Origin of the sequence: Enterococcus dongliensis, from assembly GCF_031927985.1 — a bacterium.
Taxonomy (GTDB): Bacteria; Bacillota; Bacilli; order Lactobacillales; family Enterococcaceae; genus Enterococcus_A; species Enterococcus_A dongliensis.
In genome coordinates this window covers 23,223-47,803 of the sequence record NZ_JARPZC010000010.1, presented here as the reverse complement: position 1 = coordinate 47,803, position 24,581 = coordinate 23,223, and the positions used below count along the sequence as shown (strand labels likewise).

General features: G+C 39.0%; 23 protein-coding genes. 7 read left to right on the top strand and 16 right to left on the bottom strand.

The genetic code is table 11. The features are described from left to right. Positions 1-31: 31 nt before the first annotated feature. Entirely contained in the window at positions 32-850 is an 819-nt protein-coding gene (locus tag P7D84_RS08510) for a ZIP family metal transporter (RefSeq protein ID WP_311806037.1), read from the bottom strand. A gap of 291 nt (positions 851-1,141) precedes the next feature. Between P7D84_RS08510 and spxB the strand changes: the two genes are divergently transcribed. Continuing rightward, the gene (spxB, locus tag P7D84_RS08505; protein ID WP_311806035.1) at positions 1,142-2,863 is read left to right on the top strand and encodes a pyruvate oxidase; all 1,722 of its coding nucleotides are present in this window, start codon (positions 1,142-1,144) and stop codon (positions 2,861-2,863) included. 32 nt (positions 2,864-2,895) lie between these two features. Here the strand turns inward: spxB and P7D84_RS08500 are convergent, their stop codons facing one another. Then, on the bottom strand, positions 2,896-3,273 hold the full coding sequence (locus P7D84_RS08500) for a PTS sugar transporter subunit IIA (protein WP_246022692.1): 378 nt from the start codon (positions 3,271-3,273) through the stop codon (positions 2,896-2,898). 138 nt (positions 3,274-3,411) lie between these two features. Between P7D84_RS08500 and P7D84_RS08495 the strand changes: the two genes are divergently transcribed. Beyond that, positions 3,412-5,031 (top strand): ABC-F family ATP-binding cassette domain-containing protein, encoded by a 1,620-nt coding sequence (locus tag P7D84_RS08495; RefSeq protein ID WP_137603667.1) that lies wholly within the window; start codon positions 3,412-3,414, stop codon positions 5,029-5,031. Between the two features lie 43 nt (positions 5,032-5,074). On the opposite strand, the gene P7D84_RS08490 is transcribed toward P7D84_RS08495, so the two are convergent. The 14 genes from P7D84_RS08490 to dnaA all read right to left on the bottom strand — a co-directional run bounded on the left by P7D84_RS08490 (position 5,075) and on the right by dnaA (position 21,625). Next, positions 5,075-5,941 (bottom strand): DegV family protein, encoded by an 867-nt coding sequence (locus P7D84_RS08490; RefSeq protein WP_311806033.1) that lies wholly within the window; start codon positions 5,939-5,941, stop codon positions 5,075-5,077. Positions 5,942-6,015: 74 nt separating this feature from the next. After that, positions 6,016-7,308: an adenylosuccinate synthase gene (locus P7D84_RS08485; RefSeq protein WP_137603669.1), complete on the bottom strand. Its 1,293-nt coding sequence runs from the start codon at positions 7,306-7,308 to the stop codon at positions 6,016-6,018. Between the two features lie 203 nt (positions 7,309-7,511). After that, a complete protein-coding gene (gene dnaB / locus P7D84_RS08480) occupies positions 7,512-8,873 on the bottom strand; it encodes a replicative DNA helicase (RefSeq protein WP_137603670.1) in 1,362 nt (453 codons plus the stop codon). A 136-nt stretch (positions 8,874-9,009) separates the two neighbouring features. Further along, entirely contained in the window at positions 9,010-9,462 is a 453-nt protein-coding gene (gene rplI / locus P7D84_RS08475; protein ID WP_137603671.1) for a 50S ribosomal protein L9, read from the bottom strand. Beyond that, the gene (locus tag P7D84_RS08470) at positions 9,459-11,423 is read right to left on the bottom strand and encodes a DHH family phosphoesterase (RefSeq protein WP_311806031.1); all 1,965 of its coding nucleotides are present in this window, start codon (positions 11,421-11,423) and stop codon (positions 9,459-9,461) included. Before P7D84_RS08470 ends, rplI begins: the two co-directional genes overlap by 4 nt. Positions 11,424-11,581: 158 nt before the next feature. After that, on the bottom strand, positions 11,582-11,815 hold the full coding sequence (gene rpsR / locus P7D84_RS08465) for a 30S ribosomal protein S18 (RefSeq protein WP_010742563.1): 234 nt from the start codon (positions 11,813-11,815) through the stop codon (positions 11,582-11,584). A 23-nt stretch (positions 11,816-11,838) separates the two neighbouring features. Beyond that, the gene (ssb, locus tag P7D84_RS08460) at positions 11,839-12,345 is read right to left on the bottom strand and encodes a single-stranded DNA-binding protein (protein WP_137603673.1); all 507 of its coding nucleotides are present in this window, start codon (positions 12,343-12,345) and stop codon (positions 11,839-11,841) included. 44 nt (positions 12,346-12,389) lie between these two features. Further along, complete coding sequence (gene rpsF, locus P7D84_RS08455; protein WP_010742561.1) at positions 12,390-12,692, bottom strand: 30S ribosomal protein S6; 303 nt, start codon at positions 12,690-12,692, stop codon at positions 12,390-12,392. Positions 12,693-12,868: 176 nt separating this feature from the next. Continuing rightward, complete coding sequence (gyrA, locus tag P7D84_RS08450; protein WP_311806095.1) at positions 12,869-15,385, bottom strand: DNA gyrase subunit A; 2,517 nt, start codon at positions 15,383-15,385, stop codon at positions 12,869-12,871. An 11-nt stretch (positions 15,386-15,396) separates the two neighbouring features. Then, entirely contained in the window at positions 15,397-17,346 is a 1,950-nt protein-coding gene (gene gyrB / locus P7D84_RS08445) for a DNA topoisomerase (ATP-hydrolyzing) subunit B (RefSeq protein ID WP_137603674.1), read from the bottom strand. Next, on the bottom strand, positions 17,347-18,465 hold the full coding sequence (gene recF / locus P7D84_RS08440; RefSeq protein WP_311806029.1) for a DNA replication/repair protein RecF: 1,119 nt from the start codon (positions 18,463-18,465) through the stop codon (positions 17,347-17,349). Then, positions 18,452-18,694 (bottom strand): S4 domain-containing protein YaaA, encoded by a 243-nt coding sequence (gene yaaA / locus P7D84_RS08435; RefSeq protein WP_311806027.1) that lies wholly within the window; start codon positions 18,692-18,694, stop codon positions 18,452-18,454. The genes recF and yaaA overlap by 14 nt, the downstream gene beginning before the upstream one ends. Positions 18,695-18,925: 231 nt before the next feature. Beyond that, a complete protein-coding gene (gene dnaN / locus P7D84_RS08430) occupies positions 18,926-20,056 on the bottom strand; it encodes a DNA polymerase III subunit beta (protein ID WP_137603676.1) in 1,131 nt (376 codons plus the stop codon). 243 nt (positions 20,057-20,299) lie between these two features. Further along, entirely contained in the window at positions 20,300-21,625 is a 1,326-nt protein-coding gene (dnaA, locus tag P7D84_RS08425; protein WP_311806025.1) for a chromosomal replication initiator protein DnaA, read from the bottom strand. Positions 21,626-21,763: 138 nt separating this feature from the next. Here dnaA and P7D84_RS08420 point away from each other — a divergent pair, with 138 nt between their 5' ends. The 5 genes from P7D84_RS08420 (at position 21,764) to jag (ending at position 24,561) form a co-directional block, all read left to right on the top strand. Next, entirely contained in the window at positions 21,764-22,036 is a 273-nt protein-coding gene (locus P7D84_RS08420; protein ID WP_311806023.1) for a hypothetical protein, read from the top strand. A gap of 227 nt (positions 22,037-22,263) precedes the next feature. Beyond that, complete coding sequence (gene rpmH, locus P7D84_RS08415) at positions 22,264-22,398, top strand: 50S ribosomal protein L34 (protein ID WP_006703104.1); 135 nt, start codon at positions 22,264-22,266, stop codon at positions 22,396-22,398. Positions 22,399-22,535: 137 nt separating this feature from the next. Then, positions 22,536-22,871 (top strand): ribonuclease P protein component, encoded by a 336-nt coding sequence (gene rnpA / locus P7D84_RS08410; protein ID WP_137603678.1) that lies wholly within the window; start codon positions 22,536-22,538, stop codon positions 22,869-22,871. Positions 22,872-22,888: 17 nt separating this feature from the next. Next, a complete protein-coding gene (locus P7D84_RS08405; RefSeq protein WP_311806021.1) occupies positions 22,889-23,707 on the top strand; it encodes a YidC/Oxa1 family membrane protein insertase in 819 nt (272 codons plus the stop codon). Between the two features lie 107 nt (positions 23,708-23,814). Continuing rightward, entirely contained in the window at positions 23,815-24,561 is a 747-nt protein-coding gene (jag, locus tag P7D84_RS08400) for an RNA-binding cell elongation regulator Jag/EloR (RefSeq protein WP_311806019.1), read from the top strand. The last annotated feature ends 20 nt before the right edge of the window (positions 24,562-24,581 follow it).

The window sequence follows — 24,581 nt, the reverse complement described above, 5'->3', positions numbered from 1 at the left end:
TCTACGATTTTTTTATTGAATTCGTTTATCTCTATCCTAATGCAACATCTAGAATCATCATAATGATAAAACCTATCATAGCTCCAAACACACCGTAATGATGCTTGCTATCTGTTGTTACTTGCGCTTCAGGGATCAATTCTTCTACTACAACATAAATCATAGCTCCTGCAGCAAACGATAAGGCATACGGTAATAAAGGTTCGACGCTAGTGACTAACAACGCTCCGATTACCGCGGCAATCGGTTCCACCAGACCAGAAGCCTGTCCATAAAGAAAAGATTTTGTACGACTCAATCCTTCTTGACGCAAAGGAATCGAGACTGCCGCACCTTCTGGGAAATTTTGGATTCCAATCCCTAATGAAACAGAAATCGCTGCCAAAACAGCTACTGCAGGATTCGCTGCTTCATTTGCAGCACCAAAGGCTACTCCTACTGCCAATCCTTCTGGGATATTGTGCAAGGTAATTGAGAACACGAGCAAAATCGTCCGTTTCAAATGACTGGGTAGTCCTTCTTTTTCTTTATTTGGTCCAAAGTGCATATGAGGGATTGTTTTATCAGCGATATATAAAAATAATCCTCCTAATCCAAATCCTAAACTAACCACTAGCCAAGGAATCGAGCCATTTTTTTCAGCCGCTGCAATCGCAGGATCCAGTAATGACCAAAAACTAGCCGCGATCATCACACCTGAAGCAAAACCCAACATCAAATTTAATACATTGCGATTAATTTTTTTAAAAAAGAAAACTAACGCGGCACCTAATGCCGTCATCCCCCAGGTAAACAGTGTACCCACTAATGCTTGTTGCCAAGTTGCTAAACTTAATAACCATCCAATCATAACATCCTCCTAAATCTCATTATTCGTATAAAAATAAATCTAATGATCCTGCTCGCTAGAAAATTCATTAATTAGTTGATTCCAAAAATCACTAAGTATTTTTCTCTACTTTTAAAAAATGCTTGATCGAATTGGTCTCATTTTTATTATTGAAACCGTTTATTCATATTAACTTTAGCATATTTTAGGTATACCTGTAAACTTTTTTCCTAAGACACTTTCTTTGCCGGTTTTTTTAAGGCACGTTATACTTTTTAGTAGGAACCTTACAAATGAAAGTGAGTGAAGAGAATGGCAAAAATCAATGCAGGCGTTGCGATGGTCAAAGTATTAGAGGCTTGGGGCATCGACCATATTTATGGTATTCCCGGCGGTTCCTTCAATTCGACAATGGATGCTTTGTATCATGAACGCGAGTCGATCAAATACATCCAAGTTCGTCATGAAGAAGCCGGTGCTCTTGCTGCTGCAGCTGATGCAAAACTAACTGGTAAAGTAGGCGCTGTCTTTGGTTCGGCAGGTCCTGGCGCTAGTCACTTAATCAATGGACTCTATGATGCGCAGATGGATCATGTTCCCCTTTTAGCTTTATTAGGACAGGTCGCTTCGACTGCCATGAACTATGACGCTTTTCAAGAGTTAAATGAAAATCCCATGTTCGCAGATGTCAGCGTTTATAACCGTACGGTGATGACGCCTGAAAGTTTGCCACATGTGATAGATGAAGCCATCAAAGCGGCTTATCAGCAAAAAGGTGTCGCTGTCGTTACCATCCCGGTTGATTTTGGTTTTACTGAAATTGAAGAACAAGATATTGCAACGGCAAAAAATCATAAGACCGGTGTCTTGCTCTCAGACGAAGCAGACATCCAAGCGGCCTTACCTTTGATCGAAGTGGCAAAACGTCCAGTACTTTACGTCGGTCAAGGAGTCCGCGGCGGTCTTGATGCTGTCAAATCTTTTTCTGAACATTTTTCAATGCCAATCGCTGCCGCGGTTTTAGCTAAGGGTATCATCCCTGATCTATATGAGAACTTTTTAGGTTTTGCAGCACGTGTAGCAACTAAACCTGCAAATGAAGCGTTAGCTGAGGCTGATTTAATCGTATTTGTCGGCAGCGATTTCCCATTTGGTCGTTCTTTCTTTAACCCGGAGGCAAAGTTTATTCAAGTAGATATTGATGCCGCTAAGTTTGGACGACGCCACCACGCAGATTATTCTATTTTAGGTGATGGTGCTACGACTCTTCGCCGCTGGGCTGAACTTGGTGAGAAACGTCCCGCAGATGACTGGTTACGAGCAAATCAAGCAAATATCCGTAACTGGCACGCATGGCGGAAGAGTTTTTACCACGATGAATCAACACCTCTTCGTGCAGAACCTGTCTTTAAAGAAGTCAATCGTATCGCTGAAAAAGATGCTGTTTACGTTGCCGATGTTGGAAATGTCACATTGAATGCAATCCGTCATTTAGAGATGAACGGCGAACAACGTTTTACAACTTCTGGCTGGTTTGCGACAATGGGTAATGGCGTGCCAGGTGGAATCGCAGCGCAATTAACTTTTCCTGACAAGCAAATTTTTACATTTAGCGGCGATGGCGGTTTTGCCATGCAAATGCAAGACATCATTACACAAGTAAAATATAAGTTGCCAGTTATCAACGTGGTTTTTTCTAATAATGCCTTTGGTTTTATTGAAGCCGAACAAGAAGATACTGAACAACAAAAATTTGGGGTCTTCCTTGAAGGTGCAGACTTTGGTAAGGTTGGTGAAGCCCTTGGTGCTGATGGCTTCACAATTACAGAATACAGCCAATTAGAACCTGCCTTTACTGCTGCTAAAGCAAGTAATCGCCCTGTTGTAATCGATATCAAAATCAAAGACGAACGACCATTGCCTGTTGAAGCACTAGAATTAGAGCCTGAAAAGTTCTCGAAGGAACAAATCCAGGCATTTAAAGAAAAATATCATGTCCATGATATGCCAACTTTACGAGAGCTGTTGAACTAAAAAAGAAGCTGCGATCTCGTCGCAGCTTCTTTTTACATTCTTCGAATCGTTTGTTTAGCTTCTAATTCTAACTGTTTTGTTAGTTCATTTGCTGATAATTCTCGATTGACCAACGCTTGTAAGACCATCGGCAAATTCACCCCCGTCACTAAAGATTGTCGTGAATCATGGATTACACAATAACTGGCATAACGAAATGGTGTACCGCCAAACATATCGACTAACCAAACGAGTTCATCAACTTTCGTCAATAATTCTTTGGAGAGATTTTCAATCTTTTTTTGTAATCCTGTAGCTCCAGGTTCAATATTTATTGTTTCCACGCAGCTCTGCTCACCCAAAATAGATTCAGCTGTTTTTAACAGACTGTCCGCTAAATGGTCGTGGGTCGCGATAACTATCCCGATCATACTGACACATCCCTTCAGTTCCCCAGTCTATCCTATTTTAAACTGCAAGTAAATTCTTAAGGAAGCTTGAAACTTCAGATGTTCCCCGATATAATGCAAAGAGGCCTTACGCCAATACTGATAAAGCGAGGAAAATCATTGATTACAGTAAGTGACGTTAGTTTACAGTTCCCTGACCGTAAATTATTTGATGACGTAAATATTAAATTCACTCCCGGCAATTGTTACGGGTTGATTGGTGCAAATGGTGCCGGAAAATCAACTTTTCTTAAGATCTTAGCAGGTGATATTCAACCATCTACTGGCTCGGTTACTCTGGGGCCTAATGAGCGAATGGCTGTTTTGAAACAAAATCATTTTGACTTTGAAGACTATACTGTTCTTGAGACGGTCATCATGGGCCATCAACGTTTATACCAAGTCATGCAAGAAAAAGACGCCATTTATATGAAGGAAGATTTTTCCGATGAAGATGGTATTCGTGCGGCAGAATTAGAAGGTGAATTTGCTGAACTTGATGGTTGGGAAGCAGAACCTGAAGCAGCAGTTCTATTACAGGGCTTGAATATCCCTGAAGATTTGCACCAACAAAAAATGGGCGAATTGACTGCCGGTCAAAAAATCAAAGTACTTTTGGCACAATCGCTTTTTGGTAAACCGGATGTCTTATTATTAGACGAACCGACAAACGGATTGGATATCCAATCCATCAACTGGTTAGAAGAATTCTTAATCAACTTTGAAAACACCGTGATTGTCGTATCCCATGACCGTCACTTCTTGAACAAAGTATGTACCCATATGGCCGATCTTGATTTCGGTAAAATTAAATTATATGTCGGTAACTACGATTTTTGGTTGGAATCAAGCCAATTGGCTGCAAAATTACAGTCACAACAAAATGCCAAAAAAGAAGAACAGATCAAAGAATTACAAGATTTTATCGCTCGTTTCAGCGCTAACGCATCAAAATCAAAACAAGCGACTTCTCGAAAAAAAATGTTGGATAAGATCACACTTGATGATATTCAACCTTCTTCACGCCGTTACCCATTCGTTCAATTCAAACCAGAACGAGAAATCGGAAACGACTTGTTGCAAGTTGACAATGTCAGTGTGACGATTGATGGAAAGAAAATTCTTGATAACATCTCATTCACTTTAAATCGTGATGATAAAGTGGCTTTCATCGCTGAAAGCGACTTAGTGACAACGACTTTATTTAAAGTTATCATGGGAGATCTTGAACCGGATACTGGTACGATTCGTTGGGGAGTAACAACAAGCCAAGCATATCTGCCAAAAGATACGACTAAAGAGTTTGATAACAACCTGCCAATTCTTGACTGGTTGCGTCAATATGCTAGTAAAGAAGAAGATGACAATACTTTCTTACGCAGTTTCTTAGGCCGGATGTTGTTTTCTGGAGACGAAGTGATGAAACCCGTCAATGTCTTATCTGGTGGTGAAAAAGTTCGTTGTATGTTATCAAAATTGATGCTGTCAAAATCAAATGTCTTAGTCTTAGATGATCCAACGAATCATTTGGATTTAGAGTCGATCTCAGCTTTGAATGATGGATTGATCGCATATAAAGGTTCGCTTTTATTTGCCTCTCATGACCATCAATTTATTCAAACAATCGCTAACCGGATTATCGCCATTTCTGAAAATGGTGTCGTTGACCGTGCCGAAACGACTTATGATGAATTCTTGGAAAATCCTGAAGTCCAAAAACAATTAAGCCAACTGTATTAGACAATAAAAAACGAGGAAATCAATTGATTTCCTCGTTTTTTGATTAACTTCTTTTTTCACCACGCGTAAAGACTGCGATACAGCCAAGACCTGTATGGCTAGCAATCGTCGTTCCTAATGGAAAGATCCGAACCTCTTTTGGTTGGATGCTTTCTTCTAAATGACGCTTCACTTCTTCAGCACCTTCTTGATCAGCACTGGTAGTGATAAAAATTGTTTGATTTGCTGGATCTTTCGTTGCTTCACTGATTCTATCAGCAACTAATTGCAAGGCTTTTTTACGTCCTCGCACCTTGTCGACATTTTGTAATCTTCCTTCAACATCTACAGTGATGATCGGTTTGATATTCATCAAACCACCAATTGCAGCACTTGTTTTTGAGATACGACCTCCGCGTTGTAGATGATGAAGATCATTTACAGTCACCCAATGATGATAGGTTAATTTGTTTTCTTCTAGCCAATCATACAAATCATTCAGAGACATTCCTGCTTGCTGTTTCTGAGCTGCTTCATAGACCATCAGTCCTTCACCGCCGCTGGCAGCCAAAGAATCTACGACATAGACTTCTGCTGCTGGTATATCTTCTTTCAAGATCTCCACCGCTTGCATCGCACTTTGATAAGACCCGCTCATACCTGAAGAGAAACAAATATACAAAATCGGGATTTTCTTCTCTGCATAGCTACGGAAAAATTCTACATAACGACCAACATTGACTTGCGAAGTTGTTGGCATTGCACCATTTTTGATTTGTTGATAAAAATCAGCAATTTTAAAATGACGTCCTAAGTCATCGGCAATTTCAGTGCCACCGATTGAGACATGCATCGAAATAAAATCAACGTTGTTTTCTTCTAGTATTTCATAAGGCACATCACAACATGAATCTGTCAGAATCTGATACATTTTTAAATCCTCCAAACACCCACTTGATAGTATATTCATTTTACTAGATAATTGAGTGCTTGTCTCATATTATGTTAGATTTGTGCCCAAACGCTTTCCATAATATTTGTTTGTGTCCGATCTGGCCCAACGGAAAACGTTGAAATACGAACACCGACAAGTTCAGAAACACGGCGAACATAATTTCTCGCATTTTCTGGTAAGTCTGCTAGATCACGACAACCAGTGATGTCTTCATCCCAACCAGGTAATTCTTCATAGACTGGTTTACAGCGATTTAATTCTTTCAAGCTTGCTGGATAATGATAGATCAATTCGCCATCTAATTCATAAGCAGTACAAATTTTCACTGTTTCTAAACCGCTCAAAACGTCGATTGAATTTAAAGAAAGATTGGTGATACCTGAAACACGTTTAGAATGGCGCATGACAACAGAGTCAAACCAGCCCACACGTCGTGGACGACCAGTCGTTGTTCCATATTCACGGCCGACTTCACGGATTTGATTTCCTACTTCATCGAATAATTCTGTTGGGAACGGACCATCACCAACACGTGACGTATACGCTTTGCATACACCGACAACCTTGTCGATTTTTGCTGGACCCACACCACTACCGATTGTTACACCGCCGGCAACTGGATTGGAAGAAGTGACGAATGGATATGTTCCTTGGTCGATGTCTAACATCACGCCTTGTGCGCCTTCGAATAATACACGTTTTCCGTGATCCAACGCATCGTTCAAGATAACCGATGTATCTGTTACATATTGTTTGATTTGTTGTCCATATTCATAATATTCTTCAAAGATATCGTCAAAATCCAATGCTTCATCATCAAACATTTTAACAAATTGGCGATTTTTTTCTTCTAGATTGATTTTTAAACGTTCTTCAAAAATTTCTTTATCTAATAAATCAGCGATTCGGATACCAACACGAGCTGCTTTATCCATGTAAGCTGGTCCGATTCCTTTAATCGTTGTACCGATTTTATTTTCGCCTTTGGCATCTTCTTGTAACTGATCCAATTTGATATGGTAAGGTAAAATCACATGAGCTCGATCAGAGATTCGTAAATTGTCTGTCACGATTCCACGTTCATGCAAATAAGCTAATTCTGTTACTAATGATTTTGGATTGACCACCACACCATTTCCAATGACACTGATTTTTTCTTTGTAGAAAATCCCAGAAGGAATCAAGTGTAGCTTATATGTTTCATTGTCAAATTTGATTGTATGACCTGCGTTGTCTCCACCTTGGTAGCGAGCAATGACTTCTGCATTCTCACTTAAAAAGTCTGTGATCTTTCCTTTTCCTTCATCGCCCCACTGCGTCCCTACAACTACTACAGATGACATCTGAACACCTCATTCAATTTTATTTAATCCTGAATCATTGTATCAAGAATAAGCCAATACTTCAACTAAAATTCGAATATTAAAATAAAATATACTAAAAAAAAGAGTAAATCACGAACATTATTTTTAGATTATGAAAAAAAACATGCGAACACATAACAACGAGTTTTAAGAACAAAAAAAGCGTAAGTTTTATACTTACGCTAAAAATCTTCTCTTGGGGATAACGAAGAAAATTTATTGTATTGCTTAATGAAGAGCAATTCAACAGTTCCTCGTGCACCACTCCGGTTCTTTTCAATGATTACTTCGATTACATTGCGATTAGCAGCTGATTCTTCGTCTTCTTCTCCTTCGCGTTCATAATAATCTTCACGATATAAAAAGGCAACGATATCCGCATCTTGTTCGATTGATCCTGATTCACGGATGTCACTTAACACGGGACGTTTATCCTGACGTTGTTCGACTCCCCGCGAAAGCTGTGACAAAGCAATGATTGGTACTTTCAATTCTTTTGCTAATTTCTTCAATTGACGCGAGATTTCAGAAACTTCTTGTTGGCGATTCTCGCGGCCGGTACCTTCAATCAATTGTAAGTAATCAATCAAAATCAATCCAAGATTGCCTTTTTCTTTTGCTAATTTATGACATTTTGCTCGAATTTCAGAGATTTTGATTCCTGGTGTATCATCGATAAAGATATTCGCTCGCGATAGACTCCCCATTGCAACAATCAGATTTTGCCATTCTTCTTCAGATAATTGTCCTGTTCTAAGGTGGCTTGCTTCAATCGATCCTTCTGCACAAAGCATCCGGTTAACTAAAGATTCTGCCCCCATTTCTAAACTAAAAATAGCAACGGATTTATCTGTCTTTGTTCCGACGTTTTGTGCAATGTTCAGAGCAAAAGCGGTTTTGCCGACTGCCGGACGAGCCGCTAGAATGATCAACTCTTCTGCTTGTAAGCCTGCTGTCATTTTATCTAATGCCGCATAACCTGTAGGTAATCCTGTAATTTCTTCATTATTTCGTGCCAATTGATCAATATTTTCAATCGCAGTATTCAGCACGTCGCTAATAGACAAAAAACCACTCTTGTTGCGCCGTTCGGATACTTCCATAATATTCCGCTCAGCTGTATCTAAAATCGTTTGTACGTCGTCTCCTTGTTCAAAACCTTGGGTTACGATATTCGTAGCGGTTTGGATCAGATTACGCAGTAGTGATTTCTCTTCAACGATTTTAGCATAATAACCTATATTGGCCGCCGTTGGAACGCTTAATGCAAGTTCAGATAAATAGCTTAATCCACCCGCATCTTCCAACTGATTTTGTTGTTCTAGCAATTCTTTGATCGTCACCACATCGATTGCTTCATTCCGATCATTTAATTGAATCATTCCACGGAAGATCAATTGATGGCCACGACGATAAAAATCTTCTGGAACTATGTACTCCATGGCTGTAATCAAAGCATCCGTCTCTAAAAAGATAGAGCCTAGTGTTGCTTGTTCGGCTTCGATGCTTTGTGGTGGCACACGATCTTGTAACATTTCGCTCATGTTTATTTACGCTCCTCTTCGTCCATCTATTTTACAAAATCTATCCGTCAAATACAATCATACAATAAAGAGTATGAGGGATTCTTTTAATTTCAAGAATTCTCATACTCTCTTGTCATTATTCGTTTCTTATAAGTTATTCTTCCACCACATGAACTTTGATGATTCCTTCAACATCTGTATGAAGTTTAACTGGAACTTTTGTATACCCCAACGTACGAATCGGATTTTCTAATTCGATCTTACGTTTGTCGATTTTTAGATTGTATTGTTTTTTCAATCCTTCTGCAATTTGTTTTGAAGGAATCGAACCAAACAACCGGCCATCTTCGCCGCCTTTTGCTTTGATTTCCACTACTGTTTCTTCCTTGGCTAAAAATTCTGCAACCTTTTTAGCTTCCGCTAAAACTTCTGCAGCTTTTTTATCTTGGGCTTTCTTTTGACCGCTCAATTCAGAGATGCTACTTTTGGTGGCTTCTTTGGCTAAGTTATTCTTTAATAAGTAATTTTGTGCATAACCTGTTGGGACTTCTTTGATATCGCCCGTTTTTCCTTTTCCTTTAACATCTTTTAAAAAAATTACTTTCATTCTTCTGTCCCCTCCGTCAACTGTTTATTAATGGCATCTAATAATTGTTCTTTCGCTTCAGCGATTGTACGATCAGACAATTGCGTTGCCGCATTTGTAAAATGTCCGCCGCCGCCCAAGACTTCCATCACTATTTGGACATTAATTGTCCCAGAACTACGGGCACTAATCGCAATCACACCATCTGTCCGTTTGATAATGACAAACGCAGCATTGATATCGACCATTGATAATAAGGTATCCGCTGTTTTGGCTGCCGTTACATTATCGTATTCTTGATCATCTGTTCCTGTAGCGACCACAATGTCATCTCTGACGTATTCGCTTTCTCCTACTAATTTGCTGATTTCTAAATAGGAACGAATATCCGTACTCAATAAATATTGTACTAAAGAAGCATCTGCTCCACAAGTCTTTAAATAACTGGCGACATCAAAAGTTCGTGCTGTTGTTCGAATCGCGAAATTCTTAGTATCCACAGTGATGCCCGCTAGCAAAAGTGTTGCCTCTAATTTGCTCATCCTTTGTCTTCCATTACTTTCAAACTGGATCAATTCAGTTACTAACTCAGAAGCCGATGATGCCGATGATTCAATATAAGTTAACAACGATTTTTCCGGAAATTCTTCCCCTCTTCGATGGTGATCGATAATAACGATATTTTCAAATTGTTCATATAATTCTTGATCAATCGATAGCGAGGGTCGATGATAGTCAACCATCACCAATAAATCGCCTGGTTTTCGTTGTTTTTTTGCTACATCTGGTGCGATCAACAAATCTTCTAGCTCACCATTTTCATGAATCTCCGCTAAACAACGTTCGACATCTGGAATCGTCTCTTCTTCATTGATGACGATGCGAACCTTTTTATCATGGTAACGAGCTAAACGAGCTACTCCAAATGCTGAACCGATTGCATCCATATCAGGAAAACGATGCCCCATCACAAATACGTTCCCCGTTTGATTGAAAACTTTCTTCAACGCCATCGACATCGCTCGTGATCGAACCCTCGTCCGTTTAGCTGCACTGGCAGAATTTCCACCATAAAAAATCGGTTTCTGTCCTTCTTCTACATTTTTAACAACGACTTGATCGCCTCCGCGAACCAACGCGATATCTAGATTATTTTGTGCTTCGTCACCAATCGTATCTAAAGAGGCTGTACCATAGCTGATTCCCATACTAACCGTGATCAACATATCTTGTTTCTCAGCGGAAACCCGAATATGCTCCAATAAATCAAAATTATTTTCAATCATTTTCTCCAAATCATCGTAACGAGCAAAGAGAAAAAAACGCTCTGCATTCACACGTTTGTAGAAAATATGATACGAATCCATCCAATCAGAAATGATCGTTGTAATAAAAGAATTCAAATTAGATATTTCTTTGTCGTCTCGCCGATCAATCACATCATCATAATTATCCACTGAAAGGATACCTACAACTGCTTGTTGCTGTTTTTCTTTGTTCTCTAGCGTATATTGTTTTGTAATGTCGATTAAATAGACAACGCGTTTTTCTTGATTCAAATCAAAGTGATACAATTTGTTATCTATCTTATAAATACTTTTCCCTTTTTCTGCACGTTGTAGTAATTCATTAATCATATCTTGCTGATCAGCGGTAGTTAAAGTTTGGATGCTTTCTGTTATTGCTGGACTTGTCCAAACAAACGTATTGGTATCATCCCATGTAATAATTCCCACTGGCATATCCTCAGAGACATATGACAATGCTTCTTGTGCTCTGCGAGAAGCATATTGAATTTTTTGTTGATTCGTGATCTCAATCCGATTACGTAAAACAACTGTATACATCCATAACAAGAAATCGATTATTACAATAATTCCCGCCGTTAAAATCGCAAGCGGTGACAAAAAAATTACTGCTAATTGAATCAGTAATAAACAAAGTAAGAAAAAGGTCCATTTTAATCGAGAATTTTTTTTCATTCATGACCTCCTATTTCAATTCTCCTTATCTATCCCGAACAGACAAGCTAACAGTGTAATTTTATCACAGTCTTCTTTAGCAAGCGACTTTCTTGAATGTTTCACGTGAAACACAAAAGAGAGACTTCATTAATGAAGTCTCTCTTGAAATGGATATTTTATTCTTCAGAAACGAATGCTAATAAGCCCATAATACGTGCGCGTTTGATAGCGATCGTTAATTTACGTTGGTTTTTAGCGCTTGTTCCAGTTACACGACGAGGTAAAATTTTACCACGTTCGCTGATGAAACGTTTTAGTAATTCGATATCTTTATAATCGATGTACTCGATATGATTTGCAGCAATATAGTCTACTTTACGACGTTTGCGACCTCTTCTTTGTTGTGCCATTCCGTTTCCCTCCTATTCAATTGTTAGAATGGTAAATCATCATCTGAAATGTCGATTGAGGATCCACTAAATGGATCTGAATCTCGATCGAAGTCAGGCATAGTGTTCTTAGCTGACTGAGAGGATTGATTATAATTGTTGTCAAAATTATTTCCTCCGCCTTGGAAGTTGTCGCTAGAACTTGGGTTCTGTTGACGTTGTTCACTTGCAGAACGCGATTCCAATAACTGGAAGTTTTCAGCAACTACTTCTGTCACATAGACACGTTGTCCTTGCTGATTTTCATAATTTCTGGTTTGGATACGGCCAGTCACACCTAAAAGAGTTCCTTTGCGCGCATAATTAGCTAAAGTTTCAGCCGATTTCCGCCAAATAACACAATTGATAAAGTCTGCCTCACGATTCCCGCTTTGATTCGTAAAATTACGATTCACTGCTAAGGTAAACGTTGCGACACCTGTACCATTTGCTGTATAGCGCAAATCAGGATCCTTCGTTAAACGACCAACTAGTACAACATTATTAATCAAAGTAAAGCCAGCTCCCTTCTCGTCAATTGTTTCACGTGAAACAATTATTCTTCAATCTTAACGATCATGTGACGAATAATATCGTCATTGATTTTTGCAAGACGATCGAATTCGTTAACTGCACTAGCTGTTGTTGGCGCAGTTGCATTGACGATATGGTAGATGCCTTCACGGAATCCGTTCATTTCGTAAGCGAAACGGCGTTTTTCCCAATCTTTTGAATCGATAATTTCTGCTCCATTATCTTTCAAAATTGTATCGAAACGTTCTACTAAAGCAGTTTTTGCTTCTTCATCAATGTTCGGACGAATGATGTATGTGATTTCATACTTCGTGTTTTGACTCATTGATTTTCACCTCCCTATGGACTGTAAGGCTCTTAATTTATTTAAGAGCAAGGAGAGCGATCTAAAATATATAGACTACTCACAAATATTCATTATACATAATCATCCTACAAAAATCAAATGTTTCTTTACTTTAAGTTACGAAAAAAGACTAGGATTTCTCCTAGTCTTAAAATTTATTCTTCTGTATCGTTTGTTTCTTCAGTTGGATCAGCTGAATTTTCACTTAATTCGATTGTTTCAGTTGTTTCAACTTCTTCGTCCTCTTTTTCAACGATTGCCATCGTTACAACTTTTGTATTTTCTTCCATTTTCATCAAACGAACGCCTAAAGTAGCTCGACCTGTTTGTGAGACACCACCAACATTAAAGCGGATAATGACACCTTTATCTGTAATCAATAAGATATCCTCATCGCCATTCACAGCAGCTAGTCCAGCCAATGGACCATTTTTTTCTCTAACATTTGCAGTCTTGATACCTTTACCGCCACGACCTTTGATTGGATATTCTGTCGCTTTTGTCCGTTTTCCGTACCCTTTTTCAGTAATCACTAAAACTTCTTGCTCTTCTTTTAGTACGGCTGAACCAATCACGTAGTCTTCTTCACGCAATCGGATTCCGCGAACTCCGCTAGCTGTACGACCCATATCGCGGACCGCTTCTTCTTTGAATGTTACGGAATACCCGTTATGAGTACCGATGATGATCGTTTCATCACCTTCTGTTGCCATTACATTTACCAATTCATCGCCTTCACGTAGACCAATTGCAATCAGTCCGTTTGCGCGAATATTTGAAAAGGCCGTCACAGTCGTCCGTTTAACCGTTCCTTTTTTCGTCACAAAGAACAAGAAATGACCATCTTCTGCTTGTCCGCTAACTGAAATCACCGCTTGGATTGTTTCATTTGAATTGATCCCCAATAAGTTGATAATCGGGATTCCTTTAGCTGTACGTCCATATTCAGGCACTTCATAACCTTTTGCTCGGTAGACACGACCGCTGTTAGTAAAGAACAGCAATGTATCATGCGTGGAACAAGAAATTAATGTTTTTACAAAATCATCATTGTGGATTCCCATTCCCTGAACGCCGCGGCCGCCACGACGCTGCGCACGGAATTCTGTCGATGCAACCCGTTTGATATAACCGTTGCTTGTTAAGGTGATTACTACATCTTCTTCTTCAATCAGATCTTCGTCTTCAAGGCTTAGTACTTCACCAATTAACAACTCTGTTCGACGAGCATCACCGAATTTGTTTGCAATTTCTGCTAATTCTGTACGAATAATTTCCGTCACACGCTCAGATCGCGCTAAAATGTCTTCTAAGTCACTGATTGTCTTCAATAGCTCTTGGTATTCATTTTCTATTTTCTCACGTTCTAAGCCGGTTAAACGGCGCAAACGCATATCTAAGATTGCTTGTGCTTGACGATCAGATAACTTAAAGCGCTCAATCAAAGTAGATTTAGCAATATCATCGGAAGCAGAACTACGGATTGTGGCAATGATCTCATCGATGTGATCTAATGCGATCCGCAAACCTTCTAAAATATGTGCCCGAGCTTCTGCTTTTTTCTTATCAAAAATCGTCCGGCGAGTGATTACTTCTTTTTGGTGTTCAATATAGTTTTCTAAGATCTGTTTCAAGTTCAAGATCTTTGGAACACCTTTTTCGATTGCCAACATATTGAAACTAAAAGAAGTTTGGAGTGAAGTCATTTTGTACAAATTGTTCAAAATAACTGACGCGCTGACATCACGGCGAACTTCAATCACAATTCGCATGCCTTCACGAGAAGATTCATCCCGTAAATCAGTGATTCCTTCCACTCGTTTATCCCGATGCAATTCGGAGATACGTTCAATCAATTTTGCTTTATTAACCATATATGGCAACTCTGTAACGATAATTCGTTCTTTACCATTTTTCTGCTCTTCGATCTCGATTTTTGCTCGTACAGTAATCGAGCCTTTTCCTGTCTCATAAGCACGACGAATACCAGATTTCCCCATGACTAATCCACCAGTTGGAAAATCAGGTCCCGGAATCACTTCCATCAATTCCTGGGTAGTCACATCCGGATGTTCCATCAATAATTCGATTCCCGCTGTGACTTCTTTAAGATTGTGCGGCGGGATATTGGTTGCCATCCCAACAGCAATCCCAGTAGCACCATTGACTAATAGATTCGGAAAACGTGCCGGCAAAACGTCCGGCTCTTGTTCGCTGTCATCATAGTTCCCATGAAAATCAACGGTATCTTTATTGATATCTCGCAACATTTCCATCGCAATTTTGCTTAACCGCGCTTCGGTATAACGCATCGCCGCTGCTCCATCGCCATCGACAGAACCGAAGTTTCCGTGACCATCGACTAACATATTGCGGTAACTAAATGATTGCGCCATCCGTACCATAGATTCATAAATCGCACTGTCACCATGAGGATGATATTTACCCATTACATCCCCAACGATACGAGCAGATTTTTTATGCGGCTTATCAGGAGTTACCCCTAATTCATTCATTCCATATAAAATCCGACGATGGACAGGCTTTAACCCATCTCGTACATCGGGTAACGCACGTGCCACAATAACGCTCATTGCATAATCAATGAAGGATTCTCGCATTTCACTGGTTAGATTGACGTCATGTATATTCTCTCTTCGATCTTCCAAAATGATCCTCCTCACTAAATATCCAAATTCTTAACGTAGTGGGCATTTTCTTCAATAAATGCCCGACGTGGTTCTACACGATCTCCCATAAGCATCTCAAAGACCTGATCGGCTTCGATCGCATCATCGACACTGACCCGCAACATCAAGCGATTTTCTGGGTCCATCGTAGTTTCCCATAGTTGATGGTCGTCCATTTCACCTAACCCTTTATAACGTTGGATGCTTGGTTTTGGTGAAGCAGGTAATTCTGCCATTTTTTGCACTAATTCTTCTTCTGCATTTTTTCCTGGCTGAATATACGTAATATTTTTTCCTTGTTTGATTCCGTATAATGGTGGCTGTGCGATATAAACATACCCAGCTTCCACGATTGGACGCATATAGCGATAAAACAAGGTTAACAGCAACGTACGAATATGAGCTCCGTCAACATCGGCATCAGTCATGATAACCAATTTATGGTAACGAGCCTTTGAGACATCAAAATCTGCTCCAAAACCAGTTCCCATAGCAGTAAATAATGAACGAATCTCTTCATTGGCTAAAATTTTATCCATTGAAGCTTTTTCCACATTCAAAATTTTCCCGCGGATCGGCAAGATTGCTTGAAATTCTCGACTCCGTCCTTGTTTTGCTGAACCGCCGGCAGAATCTCCTTCGACGATGAATAGTTCGCATTTTTCAGGATCATTACTTGAGCAATCGGCTAGTTTTCCTGGTAGATTGCTGATCTCCAATGCTCCTTTGCGACGGGTCACTTCACGTGCGCGTTTAGCAGCTAAGCGTGCCTTTGCTGCTAACATTCCTTTTTCTACGATTCGTCGACCAACAGATGGATTTTCCATCAAGAACTTCAAAAAATTCTCTGAAAATAGACGATCTGTCACCGTCCGAACTTCGGAATTCCCAAGTTTTGTTTTGGTTTGTCCTTCAAACTGCGGTTCTGGATGCTTGATCGAAATAACAGCAGTCAATCCCTCTCGTACATCTTCACCAGAAAGATTCTCGTCGTTGTCTTTCATGATTTTTTGCTTGCGGGCATAGTCATTGATGACTCGTGTCAACGCTGTTTTAAAACCGAATTCATGGGTCCCGCCTTCATAGGTATGAATATTATTGGCAAAACTCAAAATATTGGTGTGATAGCCGTCTGTATATTGCATCGCCACTTCAACTGTGATGTCTTGCTGTTCACCTTCTACATAGACAGGTTCATCAAACAGGACTGCTTTACTGTGATTTAGATGTTCAACGTAACTTTTAATCCCACCCTCGTAGTGGTATTCACGTAGAACAGGTTTTTCTTCACGTTTATCTTCGATTGAAATTTTCAATCCGCGATTTAAGAAGGCTAATTCGCGAACCCGCGTAGCCAATTTATCAAAGTTAAAAACCGTTGATTCCGTAAAAATTTCAGGATCGGGAACAAAATGAACCGTGGTTCCGTGTTGATCGGTTTCACCAATTACTTTTAAGTCGTCCACCACTGCTCCGCGACGGTATTCTTGGAAATAGATTTTACCATTTTTGAAAACGCGCAAATCTAAACTAGCAGACAAAGCATTAACAACTGACGCACCAACACCGTGCAATCCGCCAGATACTTTATACCCGCCACCGCCAAATTTCCCGCCGGCATGCAAGATTGTATAAACTGTCTCGACCGCTGGACGGCCAGTCTTGGCTTGAATATCAACCGGAATCCCACGACCATCATCACTGACAGTGATACTATTATCTTCTTCAATTATCACATGGATATGCGTCGCAAAACCTGCCAAAGCTTCATCGATAGAATTGTCCACGATTTCCCATACAAGGTGATGTAATCCTTCCGTGCTAGTGGAACCAATATACATCCCAGGACGTTTCCGAACAGCTTCTAGGCCTTCTAATACTTGGATCTGACTGGCATCGTACTCTTGAGCACGTTCTAGTAAACTCTTTTCCTCTTCTGTCATCTACGTTTCTTTCCTTTCTATCTGTCCTTGTTGGACATAAAAAATATCCGGATGGACCGTCATTTTTCCTTTGACATGATTCAATGTCGTCGTTGTCAAAAAAGTCTGAACTTTATTTTCGATCGTCTCTAATAAATGAATCTGGCGATTGTCATCAAGTTCACTCATGACGTCATCTAAAAGTAAAATCGGATATTCCCCTGTTTCTTCTTTCATCAAATCGATTTCTGCCAATTTGACGCTTAACGCCGTGGTTCGTTGCTGTCCTTGCGATCCGTAAGTCTGTACATTTTGCTGATTGACTTTAAAGATCAAATCATCTCGATGAGGACCTATGAATGTGTTGCCTTTGAAAATCTCCCGTTTTCGGTTTTTCTGCAACTCACTTAGAAAAATCTCTCGAATCGCTTCAACCGTCTCGCCTCTTAAAGGAATACTGGCAGCATATTCGATTGCCAGCGTTTCTTTTTGATTAGTAATCTTGCCATGAAGATCATTGGACCAATATTCTAATTTTTTAACAAACAAAAGGCGATTAGCCAACACTTTACTGCCAAAATCGACTAACTGCTCCGTTAAGATCTCAAGATAGATCTCATCTGTCTGTTTTTTCTCAGATAGTTGCTTCAAATAGAGATTACGTTGTTTTAAAGTTTGTTGATACTGAGCCAAATCATAGAGATAGACCGGATTGATCTGGCCTAATTCCATATCGATGAAACGTCGTCTAATTTGCGGACTCCCTTTTACCAAAGAAAGATCTTCTGGCGCAAACAAAATGACATTTAATTGACCAATATAACTACTTAGTTTTTTTTGCTCGATATGATTGACTTTAGATTTACGGCCTTTTTTAGTAAGCAACAATTCTAACTCCAGCTCACTTGACTTTCGTTCAATCCGCCCCTTGATCTGGGCAAAATCATCTTGCCAGCCAATCAGCTCTTGCTCACTGCTCGTTCGATGGCTGCGAGTCAGGGCCAACACATAAATACTTTCTAACAGATTGGTTTTTCCTTGGGCATTTTCTCCTAAAAAAATATTCAATCGGTTAGGAAATTCCAATTGGAGCTGCTCGTAATTACGATAATTTCTTAATTCAAGCTTATTCAGCCGCATCTTGTTCTTCCTTATTTTTGACCATAAAAAAAGTTCCTACCTCAGGAATCTCAATCATCATTCCCGGATAGAGCTTTCGGCCGCGGCGTTTTTCTAACTCGCCATCTACAAATACTGTTTCTTCTGCTAAAAACCACTTGGCTTGTCCACCACTAGAAATCAAATTGATCTCTTTCAATAACTGACCAAGCGTCATGAATTCTGTTTCTAAAAAAATTTTTTGTTTCACATTCATCCCTCATTTTCATGCTAGAAACACCTTATTATTATACCCTTTTTTCAGGGATAAAACAAATAAACTTGTTGTATTTTTCGATTTAAGAAGTTTTAAGCCATTTTAATTAATTTACTCAAAAAAAAGAAAAAGGTCTTAAAATCGATTTTAAGACCTTTTACTGGAATTTTATTTTTTTCATATTTTTTCAAATTTTTCAAAAAACTTGTGAAACTCAGCTTATTTTTAGTTTGTTCGTACAGGTGTAATCAATTGGATGAAGGAAACATCCCCTTCGCTTGGTTCTAAAGTAAAGGGACGGATCGCTGAGATAAATTGAATCTTGATGCTCATATCCCCAAAGGCACGTAAAGCATCTTTCATATAGTCAGGATTAAAGGAAATCTCTAATGGTTCCCCTTCAACTTTTTCATAGACCAATTCTTCTTCTACTTTACCGATCTCTGGAGAATTTCCATAAAGAATCACAGAATCATCTGCAATTGCTAAACGAACAATATTGTTTCGTCCCTCATGAGAAAGCAAGGATGCCCGTTCAATAGCTGCTAATAAAGTTGGGACAGAAAAAGTAAGTTCTGTATTGAAACTAGTTGGAATCAATCGATTGGTATCAGGATAGTTTCCTTCAAGTAATCGAGAATAAAAATACATCGTCGGTGTTTTGAACAAAACTTGATTCTCCATGATACTGATCTCCACTTCAGCCTCTTCATCTGATAAAGAACGAGAAAGTTCAACTAAACTCTTCCCTGGAATTACGATATCAAAATCTTTGTTCGCATTTTCTACTGGGACAATTCTTTGACTTAAACGGTGAGAATCGGTGGCAACTGCTAAAAGTTGACCATTAGACATTGTAAAATGAACCCCTGTCAAAATTGGACGGCTTTCATGTTGAGAAACGGAAAAAACTGTTTCTCCAATTAATTTTGTCAACATGTGGACAGGTAATTTTAATTGATTCTGCTCTTCTACTACCGGCAAATGTGGATAATTATCGGCGTCCAATCCGTTGACCGTAAAATGAGCTGCTCCAGAAGTGATCAATACTTGATGATTTTCTTGGACCTCTAACGTAAAAGTCACTTCAGGCAAACGACGAATGATTTCACTAAAGAAACGAGCCTGTAAAACGATCGTTCCTGTTGTATCAATTTGTAATTCAGCTTTTTCGTCATCAGCAGCTAAAAAAGTTTCGATAGAAATATCTGCATTACTACCTGTTAGATTCAATCCTTCATGGTTCAATTCGATTTTGACTCCAGTCAAGATCGGAATAGTCGTTTTAGTTGAGATGGCACGTTGAACAGTTTGTAATTCTTGAATGAAGCGGGCACGATTAATCGTAAATTTCATAATGGAACTCCTTTTTCATTTTAATTAGTTTATTTTTAATACTCAATCTAAGTCTTAACAGACCGTTTGATTGGCTAAAAAATGCTGCGCACTCTTTATTATTTATTTTAATTAATTAAGTAATAAAAGTAGTAGGGCCTGTTGATGATGTGGAAAAGTTAGAAAAAAGCTTGGAATCATAAGTTTTCCACTTGTGGAAAAGGTGTGGATAAATTGAACGCTTTTCCTTTGTTTCTCCACAGGCTAGCCAAGGAGCAGATTTTTGATCTCCGCGATTTCTTGTTGGATACTGCTATCTTCTTTTACTAAACGATTGATTTTTTCATGAGCGTGGATGACAGTCGTATGATCTTTGCCGCCAAATTCAGCACCGATTTTTGGCAATGAGCTTTCAGTCATTTCACGGGCTAGATACATAGCGATTTGGCGAGGAACAACGATTGCTTTGACTCGTTTTTTCCCTTTTAGATCTTTTACCTGGATATGATAGAACTTAGCGACTTCTTCTTGGATTTTTGTGATAGAAAGCTGTGCATTATTGGTTCCTTTTAGACTTTTCAAGGCATCTGCGGCAATACTCGTCGTGATATCTGCACTGTTCATTGTGGCAAATGCTTGAACACGGACCAAAGCCCCTTCTAATTCACGGATATTTGAATCGATTTGTCCGGCGATATAACTCAGTGTGTCATCTGGAATCTCAAGATTTTCTGCTTGTGCTTTTTTTCGTAAAATCGCTGTACGTGTCTCTAAATCCGGCGGTGTGATATCCACTGATAACCCCCATGCAAAACGAGAAACAAGCCGTTCTTGTAATTTCGGAATCTCGTTTGGTAAACGATCACTCGTCAATACAATCTGTTTATTATCATTGTATAGATTTTCAAATGTATGGAAAAATTCTTCTTGTGTCGCTTCTTTATCAGCAAAAAATTGAATATCATCGACTAATAGCAAATCTACTTTACGGTACTCTTGCCGAAATTCTTCAGATGTTTTGTTCTTGATGGAATTAATAAAATCATTTGCAAATGTCTCACTAGAAACATATTTAACTTTGGCTTGCGGATTAATCGCCAACATCTGATGTCCAATAGCGTGCATCAAATGGGTCTTCCCTAATCCAACTCCTCCATAGAAGAAAAGCGGATTGTAGATGGAACCAGGTTCTTCTGCTACGACTAAAGCCGCCGCATGGGCCATTTGGTTCCCTTTTCCGATAACAAATGTGTCAAAAGTGTATTTTGGATTAAGCATTGCTCGTTTGGTCGTGTCTATTTTAGGTGTTTCTGCTTTTTCTGTAATGCTAACAGGTGGAGCTTCATCCGGTGTGACAAACAACGGCATGATCTCATCTCCTGTTACTTTAAAACCGATCTCAACAATTTTTGCAGCTAAATGTTTTTCCCAATAGCGTTTATGTAAATCACTCGTGACTTCAATCGTTAGTTGATTGTCTGTTAGAGCTAAAGGTTTAGCTGTGACTATCCAAGCATCATAACTGGCAGGATTAAGGTCGTTTTTGTAACTGTCCTTTAATTCCTGCCAGAAACTATCTAATGAGGTCAAAAAAGTCGCCTCCTATTTAATAAAATTCAGATAGCCTTACTTTATCATTTTTTTAAAAAGTTTTCCACAATCAAAAAAAGAAGAGTGTCTTTCAGTTTTTCCACAAAATGTATAAAAATGCAAAAAGTTATTAACTAGATGGAAAAAACATATCCACACGTCAAAGAAAAATTGTGGAATTTCTGCTTTTTCCACGAAGTTATAGACAAAACAGAGAAAACAAAGGCCTTGCTAACTAAAGCTGGAGACGAGTTGTTAACAAAAGTTATCCACCTTGTGGAAAAGTTGTTAGACAGAGCGATTTTTGTGGAAAAACGTTGGGAAAATTCTATACAAGTTTTTTACAAAAAAATGTTGTGCACAATTTCAATTAGTTTATCCCCAGAAAATGTGGATAAATTTTATTGCTAATATGTAGTTTTGAGAGGACAAGATTTAAAAAATTTCTTTCTAAATTTACGAAAGAAATCACAATAGTTTAAGGCGATTAGCGAGTTACTTTGACTCTGTATTAGTGAATAGACGGAATAATAGGTCTGAAGAATTAAACCTTTTTCATTTCTTGATTGACAAAGTAGGGGATGAGTCGTTATAATATTCGGGTATGTCTATGTAATGTTATATGGAGGTGTATTTAAATGAAAAGAACTTATCAACCAAACAAACGTAAACGTCAAAAGGTTCATGGATTCCGTAAACGTATGAGCACTAAAAACGGCCGTCGAGTATTAGCAAGCCGTCGTCGTAAAGGAAGAAAAGTACTTGCTGCTTAAGCCACTGCCGGTCAGTGGTTTTTTTTGTATCTAAAATTAGATTTTTAATGAACTTTTCTGGTAAATAAGGATGATTCCTTAATTTGAAGTATGGTATTATTGTCAGGTATAGATTTAAAAGAAACGAAGGAAACTAGATGAAAAAAAAATATCGGGTCAAAAAAGAACAAGAATTTCAAAAGGTGTTCCAAGAAGGTGCTTCTTTTGCGAATCGAAAATTCGTAGTTTATCGTCTAGAACCTTCTGGTCAAAAACATTTTCGAGTAGGTCTGTCAGTCGGTAAAAAAGTCGGGAACGCGGTAACACGAAATCGAGTGAAACGTCAAATTCGAGCAATTCTGCAAGAATTGAAAACAGAATTACCGCCAATAGACTTTATCGTCATCGCGCGGCCAGCAACAAAAGATCTGCCTCATGATGAAATGCGTTCGAATCTTATACACGTGTTAAAATTAGCAAAAATACTAAGTTAGGAAGGAAACAGATCTAGGTGAAGAAATATAAAAAAATATTATTAATGACAGGATTACTGAGTCTCGTCTTCTTGTTATCTGCCTGTGGAACTGGAGAGATCAGCGCAAGCAGTACCAATATGTGGGATCGCTACATTGTTTACTACTTTGGCCAGGCGATTAAAGGTCTTGCTTTTGGCAATGTTGGGATTGGGATCATTTTATTTACGATCATTATTCGGATCATTTTGATGCCATTGATGCATTTCCAAACAAAAAGTATGCGTAAAACGCAAGAGCTGCAACCAAAGATCAAAGCGTTGCAAGCAAAATACAGCTCGCGTGATCAAGAAACACAACAGAAACTACAAGAGGAAACAAAAAAGTTATACGCAGAAAATAATGTGAGCCCTTACGCTGGCTGTCTGCCGCTATTGGTTCAAATGCCAGTAATGATGGCCTTGTATCAAGCAATTTTACGAATTCCAGAGTTACGCGCAGGTCATTTCTTATGGTTGAACTTAAGTGAAGCCGATCCGTATTTTATCTTGCCGATTCTTGCAGCCGTCTTTACTTTTGCCAGCACGTACTTATCTAGTATGAGTCAGATCGAATCGAATGCTTCTATGAAAATCATGAACTTTGCGATGCCAGTGATGATCTTTGTTATGGCACTGAATTTAGCAAGTGGGTTATCTCTTTACTGGGTGATTTCCAATGCGTTCCAAGTAGTCCAAACATTATTGATCAATAATCCGTTCAAGATCCGCCATGAACGTGAAGAGGCTGCTCGTCAAATTCGTGAACGCGAACGAGCACTTGAAAAAGCGAAACGCTCGAAGAAAAAACGGAAATAAGTATGAACATTTTGTTGTTTAACGTAATATTTATCAGTTATTTTACGCTAAAACAGCTTAGTTTTTCATAAGACTAATAGTTACTTATCAATAAGGAGGTTTAGAAAATGCCTGTTTATGAAGGTCCAACGATCGACGAAGCCATTGCACAAGGATTACACGCTTTAGGACTGAAGAAAGAAGCAGCCACGATTGAAATTTTAACGGATGCCAAAAAAGGTTTCCTAGGGATGGGAAAAAAAGCTGCTCGTGTTTCTATCGAACCCATCGAAATAGAAGAAGCACCGGTTCTTGAACCTGAAGCAGAAGAAGTTGCTGCTGAGGCTGAAGAAAGCAACCCAGAACCTGTGAAAGCAACTGAAGAAGTGGATCATTTAGAAGATTTAGAAAAAGAGGATGCCATCAAAGAGTTGGCCTTGTATTTGACTAATATCACTAATGACATGGGTGTACCGGCCTTGGTGAAGATCCAACAAGAAGCCAATGGTTTGATCGTGATGAATCTAGAAACGAGCAAACAAGGGATGTTGATCGGAAAACATGGGAAAATTTTGAATGCTTTGCAATACTTAGCACAAGTTTTCTTACACCGGATAGCAAAAGAAAAATTGTCCGTAGTGGTAAATGTTGGCAACTATCGCCAAAAACGTGAAGAAGTTCTTACACGTTTAGCTCAACGAACTGCAGAAAAAGTCAAAGAAACCGGTCGACCAGTCTTTTTAGAACCAATGCCGGCCTTTGAACGAAAGATGATTCATTCAGCTTTAAGTAAAGATGATTACATCAAAACACATTCTGAAGGTGAAGATCCTTATCGTTACTTAGTCGTTGAACCAGCTAAAAAATATTTCTAATTCATTGAATCAGCGTTAAG

Bases quoted from the DNA above. Each gene is read 5' to 3' on its own strand.
- P7D84_RS08510 (WP_311806037.1), bottom strand. From the start codon at position 850: ATGATTGGATGGTTATTAAGTTTAGCAACTTGGCAACAAGCATTAGTG.
- spxB (WP_311806035.1), top strand. From the start codon at position 1,142: ATGGCAAAAATCAATGCAGGCGTTGCGATGGTCAAAGTATTAGAGGCT.
- P7D84_RS08500 (WP_246022692.1), bottom strand. From the start codon at position 3,273: ATGATCGGGATAGTTATCGCGACCCACGACCATTTAGCGGACAGTCTG.
- P7D84_RS08490 (WP_311806033.1), bottom strand. From the start codon at position 5,941: ATGTATCAGATTCTGACAGATTCATGTTGTGATGTGCCTTATGAAATA.
- P7D84_RS08485 (WP_137603669.1), bottom strand. From the start codon at position 7,308: ATGTCATCTGTAGTAGTTGTAGGGACGCAGTGGGGCGATGAAGGAAAA.
- dnaB (WP_137603670.1), bottom strand. From the start codon at position 8,873: ATGAGCGAAATGTTACAAGATCGTGTGCCACCACAAAGCATCGAAGCC.
- rplI (WP_137603671.1), bottom strand. From the start codon at position 9,462: ATGAAAGTAATTTTTTTAAAAGATGTTAAAGGAAAAGGAAAAACGGGC.
- P7D84_RS08470 (WP_311806031.1), bottom strand. From the start codon at position 11,423: ATGAAAAAAAATTCTCGATTAAAATGGACCTTTTTCTTACTTTGTTTA.
- rpsR (WP_010742563.1), bottom strand. From the start codon at position 11,815: ATGGCACAACAAAGAAGAGGTCGCAAACGTCGTAAAGTAGACTATATT.
- rpsF (WP_010742561.1), bottom strand. From the start codon at position 12,692: ATGAGTCAAAACACGAAGTATGAAATCACATACATCATTCGTCCGAAC.
- gyrB (WP_137603674.1), bottom strand. From the start codon at position 17,346: ATGACAGAAGAGGAAAAGAGTTTACTAGAACGTGCTCAAGAGTACGAT.
- recF (WP_311806029.1), bottom strand. From the start codon at position 18,465: ATGCGGCTGAATAAGCTTGAATTAAGAAATTATCGTAATTACGAGCAG.
- dnaN (WP_137603676.1), bottom strand. From the start codon at position 20,056: ATGAAATTTACGATTAATCGTGCCCGCTTCATTCAAGAATTACAAACT.
- P7D84_RS08420 (WP_311806023.1), top strand. From the start codon at position 21,764: ATGGAAAAAACATATCCACACGTCAAAGAAAAATTGTGGAATTTCTGC.
- rpmH (WP_006703104.1), top strand. From the start codon at position 22,264: ATGAAAAGAACTTATCAACCAAACAAACGTAAACGTCAAAAGGTTCAT.
- rnpA (WP_137603678.1), top strand. From the start codon at position 22,536: ATGAAAAAAAAATATCGGGTCAAAAAAGAACAAGAATTTCAAAAGGTG.
- jag (WP_311806019.1), top strand. From the start codon at position 23,815: ATGCCTGTTTATGAAGGTCCAACGATCGACGAAGCCATTGCACAAGGA.